15 protein-coding genes and 1 tRNA gene are annotated in these 16,618 nt (G+C 60.5%); 8 read left to right on the top strand and 8 right to left on the bottom strand.

Going from position 1 to position 16,618, the window contains the following annotated elements; all coding sequences use genetic code 11:
* Positions 1 to 343: 343 nt before the first annotated feature.
* Entirely contained in the window at positions 344 to 1,276 is a 933-nt protein-coding gene (locus ACTJGZ_RS03665; RefSeq protein WP_441661593.1) for an EamA family transporter, read from the top strand.
* A gap of 144 nt (positions 1,277 to 1,420) precedes the next feature.
* Positions 1,421 to 2,581: a helix-turn-helix domain-containing protein gene (locus tag ACTJGZ_RS03660; protein ID WP_441661592.1), complete on the top strand. Its 1,161-nt coding sequence runs from the start codon at positions 1,421 to 1,423 to the stop codon at positions 2,579 to 2,581.
* 74 nt (positions 2,582 to 2,655) lie between these two features.
* Here the strand turns inward: ACTJGZ_RS03660 and ACTJGZ_RS03655 are convergent, their stop codons facing one another.
* The 5 genes from ACTJGZ_RS03655 to ACTJGZ_RS03635 all read right to left on the bottom strand — a co-directional run bounded on the left by ACTJGZ_RS03655 (position 2,656) and on the right by ACTJGZ_RS03635 (position 7,516).
* Positions 2,656 to 4,053 (bottom strand): TRAP transporter large permease, encoded by a 1,398-nt coding sequence (locus ACTJGZ_RS03655; protein WP_441661591.1) that lies wholly within the window; start codon positions 4,051 to 4,053, stop codon positions 2,656 to 2,658.
* Positions 4,053 to 4,685, bottom strand: a complete 633-nt coding sequence (locus ACTJGZ_RS03650) for a TRAP transporter small permease subunit (protein ID WP_441661590.1) — start codon at positions 4,683 to 4,685, stop codon at positions 4,053 to 4,055. Before ACTJGZ_RS03650 ends, ACTJGZ_RS03655 begins: the two co-directional genes overlap by 1 nt.
* 109 nt (positions 4,686 to 4,794) lie before the next feature.
* On the bottom strand, positions 4,795 to 5,838 hold the full coding sequence (locus ACTJGZ_RS03645; RefSeq protein ID WP_441661589.1) for a TRAP transporter substrate-binding protein: 1,044 nt from the start codon (positions 5,836 to 5,838) through the stop codon (positions 4,795 to 4,797).
* A gap of 41 nt (positions 5,839 to 5,879) precedes the next feature.
* The gene (locus ACTJGZ_RS03640; RefSeq protein WP_441661588.1) at positions 5,880 to 6,740 is read right to left on the bottom strand and encodes an isocitrate lyase/PEP mutase family protein; all 861 of its coding nucleotides are present in this window, start codon (positions 6,738 to 6,740) and stop codon (positions 5,880 to 5,882) included.
* 20 nt (positions 6,741 to 6,760) lie between these two features.
* Complete coding sequence (locus tag ACTJGZ_RS03635; RefSeq protein ID WP_441661587.1) at positions 6,761 to 7,516, bottom strand: SDR family NAD(P)-dependent oxidoreductase; 756 nt, start codon at positions 7,514 to 7,516, stop codon at positions 6,761 to 6,763.
* 309 nt (positions 7,517 to 7,825) lie between these two features.
* Between ACTJGZ_RS03635 and ACTJGZ_RS03630 the strand changes: the two genes are divergently transcribed.
* From ACTJGZ_RS03630 to ACTJGZ_RS03605, 6 genes are all read left to right on the top strand, one after another.
* On the top strand, positions 7,826 to 8,557 hold the full coding sequence (locus ACTJGZ_RS03630; RefSeq protein ID WP_441661586.1) for a GntR family transcriptional regulator: 732 nt from the start codon (positions 7,826 to 7,828) through the stop codon (positions 8,555 to 8,557).
* A 465-nt stretch (positions 8,558 to 9,022) separates the two neighbouring features.
* Positions 9,023 to 10,063, top strand: a complete 1,041-nt coding sequence (locus ACTJGZ_RS03625; RefSeq protein WP_441661585.1) for a glycosyltransferase family 2 protein — start codon at positions 9,023 to 9,025, stop codon at positions 10,061 to 10,063.
* Positions 10,050 to 11,528, top strand: a complete 1,479-nt coding sequence (locus ACTJGZ_RS03620; RefSeq protein WP_441661584.1) for an ArnT family glycosyltransferase — start codon at positions 10,050 to 10,052, stop codon at positions 11,526 to 11,528. Before ACTJGZ_RS03625 ends, ACTJGZ_RS03620 begins: the two co-directional genes overlap by 14 nt.
* Positions 11,525 to 12,220, top strand: coding sequence for a response regulator transcription factor (locus tag ACTJGZ_RS03615; RefSeq protein ID WP_441661583.1), 696 nt, complete (start codon positions 11,525 to 11,527; stop codon positions 12,218 to 12,220). The genes ACTJGZ_RS03620 and ACTJGZ_RS03615 overlap by 4 nt, the downstream gene beginning before the upstream one ends.
* A 3-nt stretch (positions 12,221 to 12,223) precedes the next feature.
* Complete coding sequence (locus ACTJGZ_RS03610; protein ID WP_441661582.1) at positions 12,224 to 13,525, top strand: ATP-binding protein; 1,302 nt, start codon at positions 12,224 to 12,226, stop codon at positions 13,523 to 13,525.
* 167 nt (positions 13,526 to 13,692) lie between these two features.
* Entirely contained in the window at positions 13,693 to 14,700 is a 1,008-nt protein-coding gene (locus ACTJGZ_RS03605; RefSeq protein WP_441661581.1) for an Abi family protein, read from the top strand.
* 118 nt (positions 14,701 to 14,818) lie between these two features.
* Here the strand turns inward: ACTJGZ_RS03605 and ACTJGZ_RS03600 are convergent.
* The 3 genes from ACTJGZ_RS03600 to ribD all read right to left on the bottom strand — a co-directional run.
* Positions 14,819 to 14,909, bottom strand: a tRNA-Ser gene (locus ACTJGZ_RS03600).
* A gap of 126 nt (positions 14,910 to 15,035) precedes the next feature.
* Positions 15,036 to 15,668, bottom strand: a complete 633-nt coding sequence (locus tag ACTJGZ_RS03595) for a riboflavin synthase (protein WP_441661580.1) — start codon at positions 15,666 to 15,668, stop codon at positions 15,036 to 15,038.
* Positions 15,669 to 15,871: 203 nt separating this feature from the next.
* Positions 15,872 to 16,618, bottom strand: a 747-nt coding sequence (gene ribD, locus ACTJGZ_RS03590; protein ID WP_441661579.1) for a bifunctional diaminohydroxyphosphoribosylaminopyrimidine deaminase/5-amino-6-(5-phosphoribosylamino)uracil reductase RibD, incomplete at its 5' end; no start/stop codon positions are given.

The following is a 16,618-nucleotide window of genomic DNA, read 5'->3' as shown; positions in this document are numbered from 1 at the left end:
TTAGCAAAAGATAACATGCCCATCTTGGCCCCGCGCCAGGCCTGGCTCTTGCTGTCCTGACAGCATGGAAAATGCCATAATCCTGACGTTACGATGCTGCCCGACCGGCGCGCCGCCCTACTGCTGTCCATGCCTGCCGCCACACCCGGCACGCCAGACCGCACCCCCTTGAATCCCTTTACGCCGCCCTGATGCCACGCTGACGCCGGCGAAATGCCCCTTGGCCCGGCCAGACGGGCGCTTTCGTCCTGGCCGGACGCAGCGAATAAAAACACTTGCCCGCCTGCTGACCGCAGCGCGGGCAGACTGGCCGGGCCATCCCCCTGCCGCCTACGGAGACACCATGACCGCGCCTGTCATTGCACAGCCCTTGCCCCGCCATCTCGCTATTGCGATTCTGCTGCTGCTTGGCACCTGTTTTGCCGGCAACCACGTTTCCGCACGCCTGGCTTTCGACAACGGCGCCGGCCTGCTGGTGGCCATTCTGTTTCGCTCCGGCGCCAGCCTGCTGGCCCTGACCGCCCTCCTGCTCTGGCTGCGCCAGGCGCCGCGCATGCCAGCCGGCACCCGCAAATGGCAAATAGTCCTGGGGCTATTGATTGCCATGCAAAGCCTGTTTCTGTATTCCGCTGTGGCGCGCATCCCCGTCGCGCTGGCGCTGCTGGTGGCCAATACCTTTCCCATCCTGCTGGCCCTGCTCACCTGGGCGCTGGGCGGCAAACCGCCCACGCGCAAAACCGCCGGCATCATGGCCCTGATTCTTTTTGGCCTGCTGTTTGTTCTGGACCTGCCCACCCTGATCAATGGCGGCCATGAACTTGGCCCGCACTGGGTCACCGGCCTGCTGTTCAGTTTCGGCGCGGCCTGCGTCTTCGCCGTCGGCATGTGGATCACCGAACACAAACTCTCGGCCGTCCCCGGCCCGGTGCGCAGCTTCTACACCATCCTGATCGTCTTTAGCGGCATGGTAATCGCCGGCTTGGCCGATATCATTCCCGGCGGCATGGCTGTCCCGGCCAATTCCCTGGGCTGGCTGGCCCTGGTGCTGCTGAGCATTCTCTACACGATTGCCTTCAGTTCGCTGTTTGTCTTCGCGCCACGCCTGGATATGGCGCGCAATGCGCCCGTCATGAACATCGAGCCTGTCGCGTCGCTCTGTCTGGGCTGGCTGGTGCTGGGCCAGATGTTCAACACCACGCAGCTTATTGGCGGCGCCATCGTCATTACCGGCATCATCCTGCTGGCCTATAGCCGCCAGCGTCCTGCCGGCGCCTGAGCCTGAGCCTGGCGGAAACGCCTGCCGCGCCCCCCTAAGGGCCACAACTCGTCCATAATGGATTGATAGCGCTGTCTCGTGCCACAGCAGGCCTTCCAGCGCTATCAGGCAGCTCCCGCAACGCCACCTTGAACAGGACAGCGCATGACTGCTAACGCCCACAGCGACGATGAACTGATTGATGCCATCTACGCCACGCTGGTGGGCGAGATCTCGTGGACGGCATTGCTGGAAACCATTGCCCGCCCCTTACCTGAAGGCAAAGCCACGCTCCACCTGAGCGACACCTCGCAGAACTATCAGCCCTTCATTCTATCGACCGGTATCGAAGCGTCCACGATGGACTCCTTCGTGAACCATTATGGCGCCCTCAACCCCCTGCGCTTTAACTGCGACATACGCAAAACCGGCGAAGGCGTCCTGCTGGAAGAAGTCATTCCTTTCGAGAAATTCTCGCGCACCGAGTACTACAACGGCTTCATGAAGCCGATCTCGGCCAACTCCATCATGGGTGTCACGATAGAACGCGAGGACTTCGAAGACAACGCGCACTGCGCCTTCATTCTGTCCGTGCTGACGGCACGCAATGACATAGACCTCAATCGTCCCTACGCGCGCCAGCTGATACGCATCGCGCCGCACTTGCAGCGCGCCGCCCGCTTTTACCGCAAGGGGCTGTTCCAGCAGAACTTCGCCGATATCGGGGCCACGTTACTCGACGCCATCGACATCGGCTATGCCATCTGCGGCGATTACGGCCAGGTGAAATTCATCTCCCGCACCGGGCAAGCTTTCGCCAAATCGGGCAAACCGCTAGGCATAGGCATCAACGGGCGGCTGCGCCTGAGCCTGCCCAAGGCGATGCAAGGCTTTGAGCAAATGCTGACACGCCAGTACGACGGCGCCAAGGTCGCAAGCTTCATCCACGAACAGACGCGGCTGACCCTGATCCGTGTGAATAAAGACCCCATCTCGCTCTTTTTTGAAGGCCCGACCGTCCTCGTGCTGGTAGAAGGGCCGCAACAGGGCGACGGCGTCCTGCACGACTACCAGTATTTCTCGCTGGCCTACCGGCTCAGCGACGCCGAAACCCGCGTGCTGCGCAGCATCGCCGAAGGCCATAGCGTGACCGTGATTGCCGCCAGGCATCAGCGCTCCCCGGAAACCATACGCAGCCAGGTCAAAAGCATTTATGCCAAAACCGGCGTGCGCAACCGGGTGGAACTGATCAATCTGATGCAACCGGCGCGTCTGGCCACCGCCAGCATCCATGCGGGCGCCGCGCCCCTGTCTTTGCGCCTGTAATCATCGCCAGGCAACGGCCCGGACCTTACCGCGCGACACGGAACTGCCCGGGCCTTGGCCCGGGCAGTGCTGCCTTACAACAGCCAGAACACAATGGCCGGGAACAGCGCCAATACCAGCACACCCAGCAATTGGATCGTGACAAAAGGCGTCACGCCACGATAGATATCCTTGATGCTGACCGACGACGGCGCCGCGCCCTTCAGGAAGAACAGGGCAAAACCGAATGGCGGGGTCAGGAACGAAGTCTGCAGATTCACGGACACCAGAATGGCGAACCACAGCAGCACCATGGACTTCTGGTCTTCCGGCGACAAGTGCTCTATCCCCAGCGCTGGCGCGAACTCCGGCGCGAAGCTGCCAATAATGGGCGCGAACACCGGCAGGATAATCAAGGTGATTTCCAGCCAATCGAAGAAAAAGCCCAGCAGGAAAATCACGACCATCAGCAGGAACAGCAGACTCCAGTGCGTCAGCCCCATCCACTGGATGAAATCCAGGATCAGGTCTTCGCCATACAGCGCGCGGAACACATAGGAAAAGGCCGTCGCGCCGCCGAAGATCAGGAAGATCATGGCCGAAGTCAGCGCCGTCTGCATGCAGACTTTATCCACTATGGCGCGTTTGAGCTTGCCCGAAAAAGCCGCCAGCAAAATCGCGCCAAAAGCGCCGATGCCAGAGGCTTCCGTCGGCGTGGCCCACCCGGCGAAGATGGAGCCCAACACCAGCACGATCAGGAAAGAAACCGGCAGCACCCCTTTAATGACCAGCATCAAAAGATTCCAGGCGCCGATTTCACTTTCCTGGCGTTCCACGCGCGGCGCCAGCTGCGGCTTGATCATGGAAATCACCACCACATAAATGCAGTAGAACGCCGCCAGCATCAGGCCTGGCAGGATGGCCGCCAAAAACAGATTGCCAACCGAAATGGCCATCAGGTCGGCCATCATGACCAGCATCACGGACGGCGGCAGCAGAATGCCCAGTGTCGCGCTGGCGGCAATAATCCCCGTTCCCAGCCGCACATCGTATTTCTGCGCCAGCATGGCCGGCAAAGCCATCATGGTCAGCATCACGACCGACGCCCCGATGATGCCTGTTGTCGCCGCCAGAATCGTCCCCAGCAAGGCAACGGCCAGCGCCAGACCGCCAGGCACACGGCGCAGCAGCAGCTGCAGCACGCGCAACAGGTTATCGGCCACCTGGCTTTTCTCCAGCATGATGCCCATGAAAATAAAGCAGGGCACCGCCACGAGGATCTGGTTATTGGCCGCGTTCTGCCACAGCCGCTCGACAAACAGATACAGCTCGGACGTATGCATCACGCCCAGGCCTATGCCGCCCAGGGCGAACAGCAGCGCCAGGCCGCCCAGCACCAGGCCGACCGGAAAGCCGGTGAACACGAACAGCGCCAGGGCGATGAACATGTAACCGCCCAGGTAGTCGTAAAAATGGTTGTAGAGGGCTTCCATCACTGCACCTCGGCAGAATCACGCGCGTTTTCATCCGCCGGCTGCTGAACCATGCCCAGCCGCGCCAAGGCCTCCGGGCGCAAGGCCTGCGGCCCAAACAGGAAAATCACCAGGCGTGCCAGCGTCGCCAGCAGCGCCAGCACCAGCAGCGAGACTCCCAGCAACAGAAACGACTTGATCACCCAGCGGTGCGGAATCCCCGTCAAGGCAGAAGAGCCTTCGCCTTGCACATAGGCATTCATCACAAACTGCCAGGCTTCGTACACCAGCACGCCGCAAAACGGGAGCGCAAAAATCAGGATGCAGATCAGTTCGACCCAGCCGCGGCGGCGTTCAGACTGTTTTTCACGCCACAGATCGACGCGGACATGCGCGCTGTTCAGATAGGCCAGCGCATAGGCCATCAGGAAAATCATGGCATGCAAATGCCACTCCGCTTCCTGCAGCTTGGTCGGGGAAATGTATTCGTACAACCAGCTGTTCATGACCCACTGCTGGATGAAAACGATCTTGCGGGTGACGACGTCATAGACGATCACCAGAATCAGGGGAAGAATCAGCCATGAGCCCAGACGCGCCACACCCGCGCACAGTCTGGACAGCATGTCTGACACTACAAGTAACTGGCGCATGGCGGGCTCCACTAACGGCCATCAAATTCCAGCGTGACAGAGCCGCCGCGCGGCGGCTCCTGCCTGAGGGCAAAGGCAGCGCCCACCCGGGCACTGCCAGCCTGACCGCTTATTGGAGATAAGCGCGTTCGCCCCAGATTTTGTAGTCGTCACGGAACTTGGACAGGCTTTCCCAGACCTTGGCGGAATCCGGGTTCTGCGCCACTTCCTGCTTCACGACCTTATCCCAGGCTTTGCTGAAGGCTTCCAGCATCTCGGGCGGCCACATCTTGATCTGCACGCCATCCGCCTCGTTCTGGCGCATGATGTCGTACTGGCCGGCTTCACCGGCGGCAAACTGATCCACCAGCGCGCGGTCGCAAGCCATTTCAATCATGGTCTTCTGCGCCGGGTTCAACTTGCTCCAGCTGTCCTTGTTGATCAGCAATTCCTGCACCGTCGATTGCTGGTGCCAGCCGGGGAAGTAATTGAACTTGGCGATCTGGTAGAACCCCAGGCCGCGGTCAATCGCCGGGACGGATTGTTCAGCGCCATCGAGCGTGCCCAATTCCAGCGCCTGATAAATTTCACCCGGCGCCAGCAGCTGCGTGGACACGCCGAACTCTTCCATCACCTTGGCGCCCAGGCCGAGGAAGCGCATTTTCAGGCCGCGCAAATCATCCAGCGATTTTATTTCCTTGCGGAACCAGCCGCCGCTTTCCGGCGGCAGAATCCCGCAAGGCAGCATATGGATATTGTCGCGGGCATACATCTCCTGCGCCAGTTTCAGGCCGTCGCCATGGCGCAGCCAGGCCAGCATTTCACCCGCGCCGGGGCCAAAGGGAACCGCTGCAAAAAAGGCATAGGCAGAATTCTTGCCGACGTTGAAACCGGGGGAGCCGTAAGCCGCGTCAATCGCACCCTTGGAGACCGCATCGTAATACTGTGTACCGGCCACGATGGCGCCGGGTTCAAATACACGGATATCGAATTTTCCATCCGACAGCAACTTGACTTCGTCACCGATCTGGAAAGCCGTCGCGCCCGCCACAGGCATGGCCTTGGCATAGGCGGAATGCATGCGCCAGCGCGCACGCTCCTGAGCATTGGCGGCGGTGGATACCCCTATCGTCAGGGCCAGCGCCAAACCGCTTATCACTGCGAGTTTCTTCATTTCCAGCTCCTCTCCTTGTTGTCTCCGGCTCTATCGCCCGATCAGGCCTGGCCGAATTCCTTCTCGAAATCGTGATAGCGGTGCAAACCCACCATCTTCATGAACTCGCCGTAGGTCGCCAGATCGTCGGTGACGGCCATGGTATTGCCATTGACGCTCAAGGCTTCCAGCACCCGGGCCGACGCACGCGCGGCGGCCAGCAGGGTGGAAAGCGCATAGAACACGACATCAAAGCCCATTTGCTCAATATCGGATGCCGTCAGCTGCTGTGTTTCATTGCCATCCACAATGCTCAACACCTTGCGGCCCGGCACATGGCGCGCAATCGCCTCGGCCTGCGCAATGGTTTTGACGCCATCGACAAACACCAGATCAGCACCGGTTTCAGCGTACAGATTGGCGCGCCGCACCGCTTCCTCCACCCCATGCACACCCAGGGCATCGGTGCGCGCAATCAACAGCATGTCCGACCAGGCGCGGGCCCGCACCGCCCCCTTAAGCGTGCGCACCTGCGCGTCGGCATCCACCAATTGCACCCCGCTAAGCTGGCCGCAGCGCTTGGGCAGGGTCTGGTCTTCCAGGTGAATCGCCGCCACGCCGACCTGCGCATAATCTTCTACTGTGCGCAGCAGATTGGTAATGCCGCCATAGCCAGTATCGGCATCGGCAATGACAGGCAATGCGGTGGCACGCACCATGCGCCTGGCATGCTCCAGCATTTCGGTCTGTGTCATCAAGCCCAGATCCGGCATGCCCAGCGTCGTGGCCGTCGCGCCGAACCCTGTCATATATACCGCCGGAAAACCCGCCTGCTCCACCAGACGCGCCGTTAGCGCATCCGCGGCGCCTGGGGCCTGGATCAGCTTGCCGGCACTCAGCAATTCCTTCAATGTTGACATCATTCAGACTCCTGGCGCGTGAATCAGCGGCCACCGGCCACATCTAGCATACTGGCGGTCACATACGATGAACCGGGCGACAACAGCCAGACGGCGGCTTCGGCCACTTCAGCCGGCGCCCCCAGCCTGCGCAGGGGAATAATGTCCGCCAGCGCGGCAATGGCGCCGGGGTCCCCCAGCGAATCCATCTGGATCTCGGTATCAATAATGCCGGGCGACAAGGCATTGACACGCACGGCAGGCGCCAGCTCCTTGGAAAAGGATTGCGTCAGGGTGGCAATGGCGCCCTTGGTGGCGGCGTAAACCATATTGCCCACCATGCCGCCAGTACGCGCCGCGATAGAGGCCATGGAAACCATGGAGCGGTCCGTGAACACGCCGCCGCGCGCGGCAAAGGCCGCCGTCGCGAAAAACACACTCTTGAGATTCACGCTCAGCACGCGGTCCAGTTCCGCCGCATCCAGATCGGCCAGCGTCATGCGCCGTCCGATAATGCCCGCATTATTGACCAGGTGCGCAATCCCGCCCCACTGCTCTGCCACCTGATCTGCCGCCGCATCCACGGCGGCCTTGTCACTGACATCCACCTTGAGCGCCAGTACCTGCCCGCCATATTGCTGGCTCAAGGCCGCCAGGCGATCCTCACGGACATCCCAGACCGATACCCGGGCCTGCAAAGCCAGCAAGCGCTCCACAATGGCCCGCCCTATCCCGGAAGCGCCCCCCGTCACTACCACGACTCGCCCTGCGAACCAGGACTGATCCTCTGTATGCAGCACCCTCGCCTCCTCGGCCTGTCCGATGTTTTTTGGCGATCTTAGCATAGCAGAACTAGTATGCAATTCGGGTTAGCGAGTAGCCTAACACCATGTCACAGATACGGGCCGCAGTCCCCCTGCACGACATTGAACAAGGCCAGATTGTGCGCAATAATCGAAGCGGACCATGACTGCCAGCCACGGCCACCGGTGCCGGGACACTGTCCCTGCCGGCCGGGATCTTCCCGCCATCCGCGTCTGCGATCTCGCTATTTCGTTTTCCTGGCCAACCATTGACCATGTGCCAAAACGCCATTCGACCGCTCTGTCATGACTCCAACTAAAAGCACCGCCACCAAATCCTCCATGTCCGCGGAAGTCGCGGACAAGATCCGTGATGCCATCATCAATGCCGCTTTCGACTTCGGCGAAGCCCTGTCGGAGGAAAACCTGGCCGCGGCCTTTGATGTCAGCCGCACACCGATACGCGAAGCCCTGAACCTGCTGCAGCTCGAAGGGCTGGTCAATATCGTGCCCAAGTCCGGCACCTATGTCTTCACGCCTACCCTGGAAGACATCATCGAGCTATGCGAATACCGCGCCTGTCTGGAATTACAGGCCGCCGAGCTGGCCGTCATGCGCAATCCGCTCAACCTGGCGGCAGCGCTGGAGCGCCTGCTGGCGCAAATGGAACAGGCCGTCGAAGACGGCGACATCCGCACTTATGGCCAGCTGGATACGCAATACCACCTCGCTTTCCTGGAAAACGCCGGCAACCGTTACCTCATGCAAGGCTATCGCATGATCATGGGCCGGGTCGCCACCTTGCGCACCCAGCTGGCCCTGCATGCCAAGAACGAGCCCAAGCGCTCCATGCATGACCACGCGATGCTGATCCAGCTGATCCGTGAAAACAAAATCGCCCGCCTGAAAACCGTCCTCTGGACCCACGTCATGCGGACCAGCGACAACTTCATGCAGGCCTTCCAGGACAACCCCATCAAACCGCTGACCCAGAAAGAGGTGGTCCGGCGCAAACTGCAACAGGGCGGCGCGCTTTAACGGCGGCACCGGGCGCCACGAACGCGCCGCCACTCACTGGCGCCTGCTCTACCCGCCCCCTTCCCCCCGCACACTCACCTCTCTCCCATTGCTGCCTGCGACGGAGCACCGCCAGGCCCTGCCCGGCGCGTCGCCGCCTCCTGCATAAAACGCCCGTCTAAAGACACCGCAACCCGGTAAATCCGGGCTTTAGCGGGGATTTGACGCGCTTTTCATTTTTCTTTGACGCGCTTTCGACGCGCCGAAATCTACGATCCGCTGGCATCACTTCGGGGCGCTTTCGCCCGCGCCTCTGCCTCATTCTGGATCGTTTTTCGTCATGTTTGCGCGGTTGCTTTTCCCTACCCAATCTCAGGCCGGCAATCCGTGCCTGCGCCAAGGTGTGCCTGCCTCTGCCGCGCCACTTGCAGCCGCTGCCTCCCCCGCCCTTTTTCCTTGCGGGACCTCCAGGAGATTCGTGTTCCTATGAACCACATCCGCTCCCTTCACTCGCCCACACAGACAGCGGCGCGACTGCCGGCCTTGTCCCTGCTCATCCCCGTCTATAACGAAGTCGATGTGCTGCCCTTGTGCTATGAACAACTCAGCACCGTCCTGCAAAGCCTGGATCTCAGTTATGAAATCGTCTTTGTCGATGACGGCAGCACGGACGGCAGCAGCACCGCACTAGCCGCGCTCGCCTTTTCCCAACCTGGCGTCAAAGTCGTCCGCCTCAGCCGCAACTTCGGCAAAGAAGCCGCCATGTCTGCCGGCCTGGGACATTGCACTGGCGCCGCGACCATCATTCTTGATGCCGATCTGCAGGATCCCCCTGCCCTGATCCCGGAAATGGTGCGCGCCTGGCGCGCCGGTGCCGATGTCGTCACCATGCGCCGCCGTTCCCGTGCCGGTGACCCCTGGCACAAGCGTCTGAGCGCCCATCTCTACTACCGCCTGCTCAACCATCTGAGCGACGTTCCCATTCCTGAAGACACGGGAGATTTCCGCTTGCTCAGCGCCCGCGCCGTCCAGGCGCTGCAACAACTGCCCGAACGCTCGCGTTACATGAAAGGCATCTTTGCCTGGATTGGTTTCCCGACCACCCAGATCCTCTATGAACGCCAACCGCGTGCTGCGGGGAAAACCAAATGGAACTACCGCGGCCTGATCGGCTTGGCCATTGAAGGCATCACGTCCTTTTCCATCAAGCCCTTACGCTGGGCCTCCGGCCTCGGACTGGCCGTCGCGGGCGCCGGTCTGGCCTATGGCCTATTCATTGCCGCCAAAACGCTGTTGTATGGCGAATCAGTGCAAGGTTATCCGTCACTCGTGGCCATCATCGCGTTCCTGGGCGGCGTGCAACTCGTCACGATGGGACTGCTGGGTGAGTATGTCGGCAAAACTTATATGGAGACCAAGCAACGTCCGGTCTATCTGATCCGCGACGTTCTGCATGGCCAGGCCGTCAGCATACAGACCGAACAGCGCCAAGCCCCCATGCAGGAGTACCAACATGGTCTCCACTGAACGCCTGCCGCGCTGGCTCTGGCTGCTGGCCGCGCTATTCGGACTGCGCCTGGCGCTGATGGCCATCCTGCCAATGGCGGATACATCCGAACCGCGCTATGCAGAAATCGCCAGGCTGATGGCCACCAGCGGTGACTGGATCACGCCCTGGTTCGAACCCGGCGTCCCCTTCTGGGGCAAGCCTCCGTTCGCCTTTTGGGCTTCTGCCGCCTCATTCCGGCTATTTGGCTACAGCGACTTCGCCGCCCGCGTGCCCGCTTGGCTGGCAACGCTGGCCACCGCTGCCCTGATCTACGCTTACGCCAAAGAACGCCTTGGACAGACCGCCGCCCGCTATGCCACCCTGATCTACAGCTCCTGCCTGCTGACCTTTGTGCTGGCTGGCGCTGTACTCACCGACGCCTATCTGACACTGGCCATCACCCTTTGCCTGGTCGCGTTCAGCAAGCAGCAAACGGGCTTGCGCCCAGCCTGGGGCTACGCATTCTTTGCCGGACTCGCAATGGGCATGCTGGCTAAAGGGCCGCTGGCGATTGTCTTGGTCTTGGCCGTCATCCTGCCCTGGCTGCTCTGGCATCGCAAACTCGCAGGGGCAAGCCTGCGCCGCTTACCCTGGATGGGCGGCACCCTGCTATTCCTGGCGCTCAGCGCCCCGTGGTATGTATTGGCTGAACTGAAAACGCCCGGCTTCCTGCAGTATTTCATCGTCGGCGAACACTTCTACCGTTTCGTTGATCCCGGCTGGCAAGGGGATCTTTACGGCAGCGCTCATCAGCGCATCTATGGCAGCATCTGGCTGGACTGGCTCCTGGCTACCCTGCCCTGGGGCCCTTACGCGCTCTGGCTGCTAGGCCGCCGTGCCTGGCAGCACCGCAACACATGGCCCAATCTGCACGCCCTGCCGCCCGACATCAGCCTGTTGTTGCTCTGGGCACTGGCGACGCCGCTGTTTTTCACCCTGTCCGGCAATATTTTGTGGACTTATGTGCAGCCTGCACTCCCCGCCTTCGCCATCTTGCTGGCATGCGCCCTGGCGCAGCGCGCTCCTGTCAGCACAGCCCGCTGGCGCTGGGAGGCGCTCGCGGCCCCAGTTCCACTTGCTGGCGTGCTGTTTTGCCTGGCAGTCCTCGCGCGCCCGGATCTTCTGAAAAACGAACAAAGCCTGATTGCCGCCCAACAAGTGCATGCGCTGAACGGCCAACCTCTTTATTATCAAGATAAGCTGCCATTTTCTGCACGCTATTATTCTAAGGACACGGCCAAATTGCACCGCGGCCCTGTCACCCCGGAATTTCTGGCGCAGTACCCGGCAGGCGTATTTTTGGCTATTGAAAACAACCGTCTGAGCCAGGCCGGACTACCGCCTGATAGCCCAGTACTTTTCAAAAACCGGCGCTATTCCCTGGTCTATGCCAATCCCAGTCAAAGAACCTTTATCGCCCGCAAAGGAAATGTCCAGCCATGAATGAACAGCGCATCCGTGTGCTGGTGATCGAGGACAATGCAGCGCTGGCCGCCAATATCAGCGACTTTCTGGAAGACGGGCGGTATCTGCTGGATTTCGCCGCTGATGGCCTGGTCGCCCTGCATTTGGCCTCGACCAATGACTACGACGTCATCGTCATGGACATCATGCTGCCGGGCATGTCTGGCTTTACGCTGTGCCAGCGCATACGCAATGACCTGCACTGCGCCACGCCCATCATCATGATGACGGCCAAAGACCATATCGACGATAAAGTCACCGGTTTTACCCAGGGCGCGGACGACTATCTCGTCAAACCGTTCCACCTCAAGGAATTGGCGATACGCATCGAAGCCCTGTACCGGCGCAACACCAGCGGCACCCCGGTGCTGCATGCCGGCAGCATCACTTTCGATCCCGGCACCCTGCGCATCAGCCTGAGCCAGGGCGCGCCCCTGCAACTCTCAGGCATGCCGGCGAATATCACGGAAGTGCTGATACGCGCCTACCCCAACTTCGTTTCCTATGAGCAGCTGGCGCAAAGCCTCTGGGGCGATAAGGAAGTCGAGCCGCACACCCTGCGCACCCACATTTACCTGCTGCGCAAATTGCTGCAAGAACACCTGGGCGCCAATGTCATCAAGACCCTGCACGGCCGCGGCTACCGCATGATGCCTCCAGAGGAGGCCTGATCCATGTCCATCTTCTCTCTGAAGCGTACCAGCACCATTGAACGCCGCATCCGCCGCACCGTTTTGGGAGCCATCCTCATTACCTTCATCGTCACGGTGGCATCCGTGCTGATCGCCAATGAGCAGTTGGAAGAGTCGCTGCTGGAAATGGATATGCAGACAGAGCGGGACTTTCTGCTAAGCAATGCCCGCGCCAACGAAATCCTGGTCTGGGATATTGCGACGCTGACAGCCTACTTCGTGCCCTCCGGCATGCAGGCCGACACCCGCATGCCGGCGCTATTTCGCGGTCTGCCCTTCCCCTTTTCCGGCGAAGTCGAAGTCGGCAAGCACACCTTTCTCATTACCAGCAATGAAGTCCAGGGCGGCAGTTTTTACCTGGCCAAAGATATCACCCTGTTTGAAACCCGCGAAGACGAATTCCATCGTTTTCTGATGCTGCTGGGTATTGCCGTCATCGCGCTGGGCATCTTCCTGGCGCGCCTGACCGGCAAACGGCTGGTGTCACCTGTCCAGCAACTCTCGCGCCAGATCCGGGACACCAAACCAGCCCCGCGCATGCAGCGCGTCGATGACGATTATCAGGACGCGGAACTGAAAACCATTGCCCGCTCCTTCAATGTGTTCCTCAATGAACTGGAAACCTACGTCAAACGCGAACAATCGCTCATGGGACTGGCCAGCCATGAATTGCGCACCCCCATTGCCGTCATTGCCGGTGCGCTGGATGTCATCGAACGGCGGGGCGGCCTGAGCATTGCCGATCAAGGGCCGCTGCTGCGCATGCGGCGCGCCGTCGATGAAATGACAGACAATATCGACATCATCCTGCGCCTGACCCGCCGCAAAGCCCAGACCGACCGCCGTGAAACCATTCACCTGGCGGCCCTGATCCAGGATATCCAGAGTGACCTCAACCGCCACCTGCCCGCTGCGCCGCAACGCCTGCAACTGGCGCTGGCCGCGCAGCCCCAGGTTCAGGGCGACCCTGTCCTCGTCAAAATGCTGCTGCGCAACCTCATCCAGAACGCCCTGCAACACACTGATGCCGGCGTGGAAGTCGTGCTGGACACCCAATATGTCGATATCCGCGACCACGGCCAGGGACTGCCGGATGCCTATCAAACCTACCTGAATGACCCTCAGGCCGATGCCAGCGAGCTCCTGTCACTCTCCGGCCTGGGCCTGTTCATCGTCAGCCTGATCTGCGAACGGCTGGGCTGGAAACTGCAAGCGCTCACTAGCGCCGCCCCGGGCAATGTGCTGCGCATCTGGTTCGTGCCCAATACACCACACAGTGCGTAAATAGGCACCCTGCCCCGCCAAAACGCTAACAGACGCGTAAAAATGGTGCGGGGATACTTGGCGAAGCCCCCGAACCCTTTTATACTTTTACTTAACACACCCGCCAAGCCTATGTCTGCCCAGGCAAATATGCTCAAATCGTGCGGGTTTTTTATTGCCTGTGAAAAATGCAAGGCCATCCCGGGACCTTCAACAAACCGGCCATCACGGTCATCGAACAGATCGCCTTGCTCAAGACACGAGGCTTGAGCATTCATGATGAAAAGCGAGCAGCCTGTTTTCTGCAAGCCGTCAGCTTTTTCCGGCTGACGCCATACATGCGGCCATGGCAAATACCAGGTGAATCCGTCCACCGGTTCCGACCAGGTATAAGATTCCGCCAAATCACCAACCTGTATGAGTTTGACCGCCGGTTGCGCTTGCTGGTCACGGATGCGATCGAACGCACTGAAGTCGCAATACGCGCCGCGGTTTCGAATCACATGGGGCCTGCACATGGCACCCACTGGTACCTTCAACCTTCGCTGTTCAAAACCAGCTATAACCATGCACGGCTGCTGCAGACCATCGAGAACGTACAGCACAAAGCCCAGGATGACTTCCGTCGTGAAATCGAACGCATAGAACGGCGCACCGATACTGACTCTGCGCACAAGGCTGCCCTGAAGCAACGCCGCGCTCAGGAAAGTTATGCGCGGCACTATGCCTTGACCTACGACACCCCTGCCCTCATGCCTGGCTGGGCCATGCAAGAAGAACTAACGTTCGGCGATTTATCACACTTGTACAGTGGCCTGGCGCGAGATAGCGATCGAAAAGCCATTTCAAAACAATTGCACTTGCCCGCCCCCCTGCTGGCATCCTGGCTACACACGCTGACCATCGTGCGAAATATCTGCGCCCACCACGCTCGTCTATGGAACCGCGAACTGGGTATCCGCCCTGAGCATCCCAAGCAGCTACATTTTTCCTGGCCTAAGTATCTCGACCGGAATGCGCCGCTTACCCGTATCGCTATCGTGCTCGCGATATTGCATCACCTGATGCAACAAACCAGCCCCAATACCCAGTGGCACCAGCGGCTGCGCGAACTGTTCAACGAATTCTCGACTATTCCCAGACAAGCAATGGGCCTGCCAAACGACTGGCAAAACGATCCATTCTGGCAATACTGAAGGCGTCCGGAAGCCCTATATTGCCTCGCCCGCGCCCGCGCCCGCACTGGTGCTGGCGCCGCCACAAATGTTTTCCAGAAAAAGAAAAAGCCCCTGATCACTCAGGGGCTTGAATTCTTGGCGGACAGAGGGGGATTCGAACCCCCGATACGCTATTCACGTATACACGCTTTCCAGGCGTGCGCCTTCAACCGCTCGGCCACCTGTCCTGCTACGCGGCACATGTAAACACCATGGGCCACGAGAATCCGTAATTCTAGCAAACTTTCGCCATGGTCTGCAGCTTTTTCAATGCTTCAGACGAAATTGTGCGGTAAGCCTGCATCGCTTGGGCCTTAATCCGTGACGGCAATCTGGTTGCGCACGCCGACCATGCGCTCGACATAGCGGGCAATGGTGTCGATTTCAATATTCACCTTGCTGCCCGCCTGCAGGTGCTGCAAGGTGGTAACGGCCACGGTATGGGGGATCAGATTGATGGAAATCTCGCAGCCTGCCGGCAGGTCTTGCACGCGATTCACGGTCAGGCTGACGCCATTGACTGTCACCGAGCCTTTATATGCCAGGTAAATCGCCAGACTGGCAGGCAGACGCAATACCAACTCATGCGATTCGCCTACGGGCTGGAAACGCACGACAGTCCCCAGGCCGTCCACATGCCCGGACACGATATGCCCGCCCAGGTAGTCTCCCACGCGCAATGCTTTTTCCAGATTGACGTCACCCGGCGTCTCCAGGCCGACGGTGAGGCTCAGGCTTTCACGCGACACGTCCACGGCAAACCCGCCTTCAGTCTTTTCCACCACGGTCATGCAGGCGCCCTGAATGGCGATTGAATCGCCCAGCGCCACATCGGACAGATTCAGGGTACCCGCGCGAATCGCCAGGCGCACGCCAGCGGCCGCGCCAGCCCCCAGCGGCGTCACAGTTTCAATTTTCCCAACAGCGGCAACGATTCCAGTAAACATGACTGCTCCTGCTGAACATTTTCAAGGAGAAGGCCAGTCACCTTCCCCGTCTTGATTCCGGCCCTCACGGCCGGTCCATGGCAATGCTGAAAGCATACTCCACCCATTGGCCTGCCCCGCCGCCATCGCGACCTGCGCAAGGGCATGCCCCTGCACAGAACACCCTGGCCATCCTGCCTCCGCCAGGCGCGTCTGCGCGCCCTTCAGGCCAGCCTTACCCGCTCGCGCAAGGCGTCCCAATGGGCTGCGGCCCTGGCACGCAGCCGCACATCCGCGCCCAGGCGCGTCATATCGGTGAATTCAAAACGCTGCGCCTGCGCCAAATTGTCCAAGGCCGCCAAGCGCGCCATGGGCTGAGCCTCGCCCAGCAACACTGGCGCGACATAGGAAATCAGTTCGTCTATGCATCCGGCACCCAATAAGGCGCCATTCAGCCCGGGGCCGGCCTCGACATGGACTTCGTTGACCCCATCCTGCGCCAGCCATTGCATGACCGCAGGCAGATCCACCGCACCAGGCCGCTCGCCTGGCAGCAGTATCACTTGCGCCCCGCGCCTGACCAGGCGTTCCGCCTTGGCGGCATCTTCACGCGCCGTGAAGACCAGCAAAGGCGCGCCTTCGATCAGCAAGGCATCCTCAGGCAGGCGGAAGTCACCATCCACCAGCGCCTTGCGCGGCTGCCTGGGCGTTTCCAGCGCCCGCACATTCAGCCGGGGGTTGTCATGCAAGACCGTGCCTATCCCGGTCATGACCACACAGCTCCGGGCCCGCCAGCGATGGCCGTCGTCGCGTGCCTGCGGCCCGGTAATCCACTGCGACTGGCCATTGTGCAATGCGCTGCGGCCATCAAGCGATGCTGCCGTTTTCAGCCAGGCCCAGGGGGTGCCCCGGCTCATCCGCGCCACAAAACCGATATTGAGCGCCAGGGCTTCTGCCTCGCACACCCCGGT

Origin of the sequence: Kerstersia sp. (assembly GCF_052103615.1) — a bacterium.
Taxonomy (GTDB): domain Bacteria; phylum Pseudomonadota; class Gammaproteobacteria; order Burkholderiales; family Burkholderiaceae_B; genus Kerstersia.
The sequence above is the reverse complement of the archived record's forward strand: the minus strand, read 5'-3'. Positions and strand labels throughout refer to the sequence as shown.

What these genes read in the sequence shown, in the direction of transcription:
- ACTJGZ_RS03620 (WP_441661584.1), top strand. Translation starts at nt 10,050, where the DNA reads ATGGTCTCCACTGAACGCCTGCCGCGCTGGCTCTGGCTGCTGGCCGCG.
- ACTJGZ_RS03610 (WP_441661582.1), top strand. Translation starts at nt 12,224, where the DNA reads ATGTCCATCTTCTCTCTGAAGCGTACCAGCACCATTGAACGCCGCATC.
- ACTJGZ_RS03665 (WP_441661593.1), top strand. Translation starts at nt 344, where the DNA reads ATGACCGCGCCTGTCATTGCACAGCCCTTGCCCCGCCATCTCGCTATT.
- ACTJGZ_RS03625 (WP_441661585.1), top strand. Translation starts at nt 9,023, where the DNA reads ATGAACCACATCCGCTCCCTTCACTCGCCCACACAGACAGCGGCGCGA.
- ACTJGZ_RS03645 (WP_441661589.1), bottom strand. Translation starts at nt 5,838, where the DNA reads ATGAAGAAACTCGCAGTGATAAGCGGTTTGGCGCTGGCCCTGACGATA.
- ACTJGZ_RS03630 (WP_441661586.1), top strand. Translation starts at nt 7,826, where the DNA reads ATGACTCCAACTAAAAGCACCGCCACCAAATCCTCCATGTCCGCGGAA.
- ACTJGZ_RS03595 (WP_441661580.1), bottom strand. Translation starts at nt 15,668, where the DNA reads ATGTTTACTGGAATCGTTGCCGCTGTTGGGAAAATTGAAACTGTGACG.
- ACTJGZ_RS03650 (WP_441661590.1), bottom strand. Translation starts at nt 4,685, where the DNA reads ATGCGCCAGTTACTTGTAGTGTCAGACATGCTGTCCAGACTGTGCGCG.
- ACTJGZ_RS03605 (WP_441661581.1), top strand. Translation starts at nt 13,693, where the DNA reads ATGCAAGGCCATCCCGGGACCTTCAACAAACCGGCCATCACGGTCATC.
- ACTJGZ_RS03640 (WP_441661588.1), bottom strand. Translation starts at nt 6,740, where the DNA reads ATGATGTCAACATTGAAGGAATTGCTGAGTGCCGGCAAGCTGATCCAG.
- ACTJGZ_RS03655 (WP_441661591.1), bottom strand. Translation starts at nt 4,053, where the DNA reads ATGGAAGCCCTCTACAACCATTTTTACGACTACCTGGGCGGTTACATG.
- ACTJGZ_RS03660 (WP_441661592.1), top strand. Translation starts at nt 1,421, where the DNA reads ATGACTGCTAACGCCCACAGCGACGATGAACTGATTGATGCCATCTAC.
- ACTJGZ_RS03615 (WP_441661583.1), top strand. Translation starts at nt 11,525, where the DNA reads ATGAATGAACAGCGCATCCGTGTGCTGGTGATCGAGGACAATGCAGCG.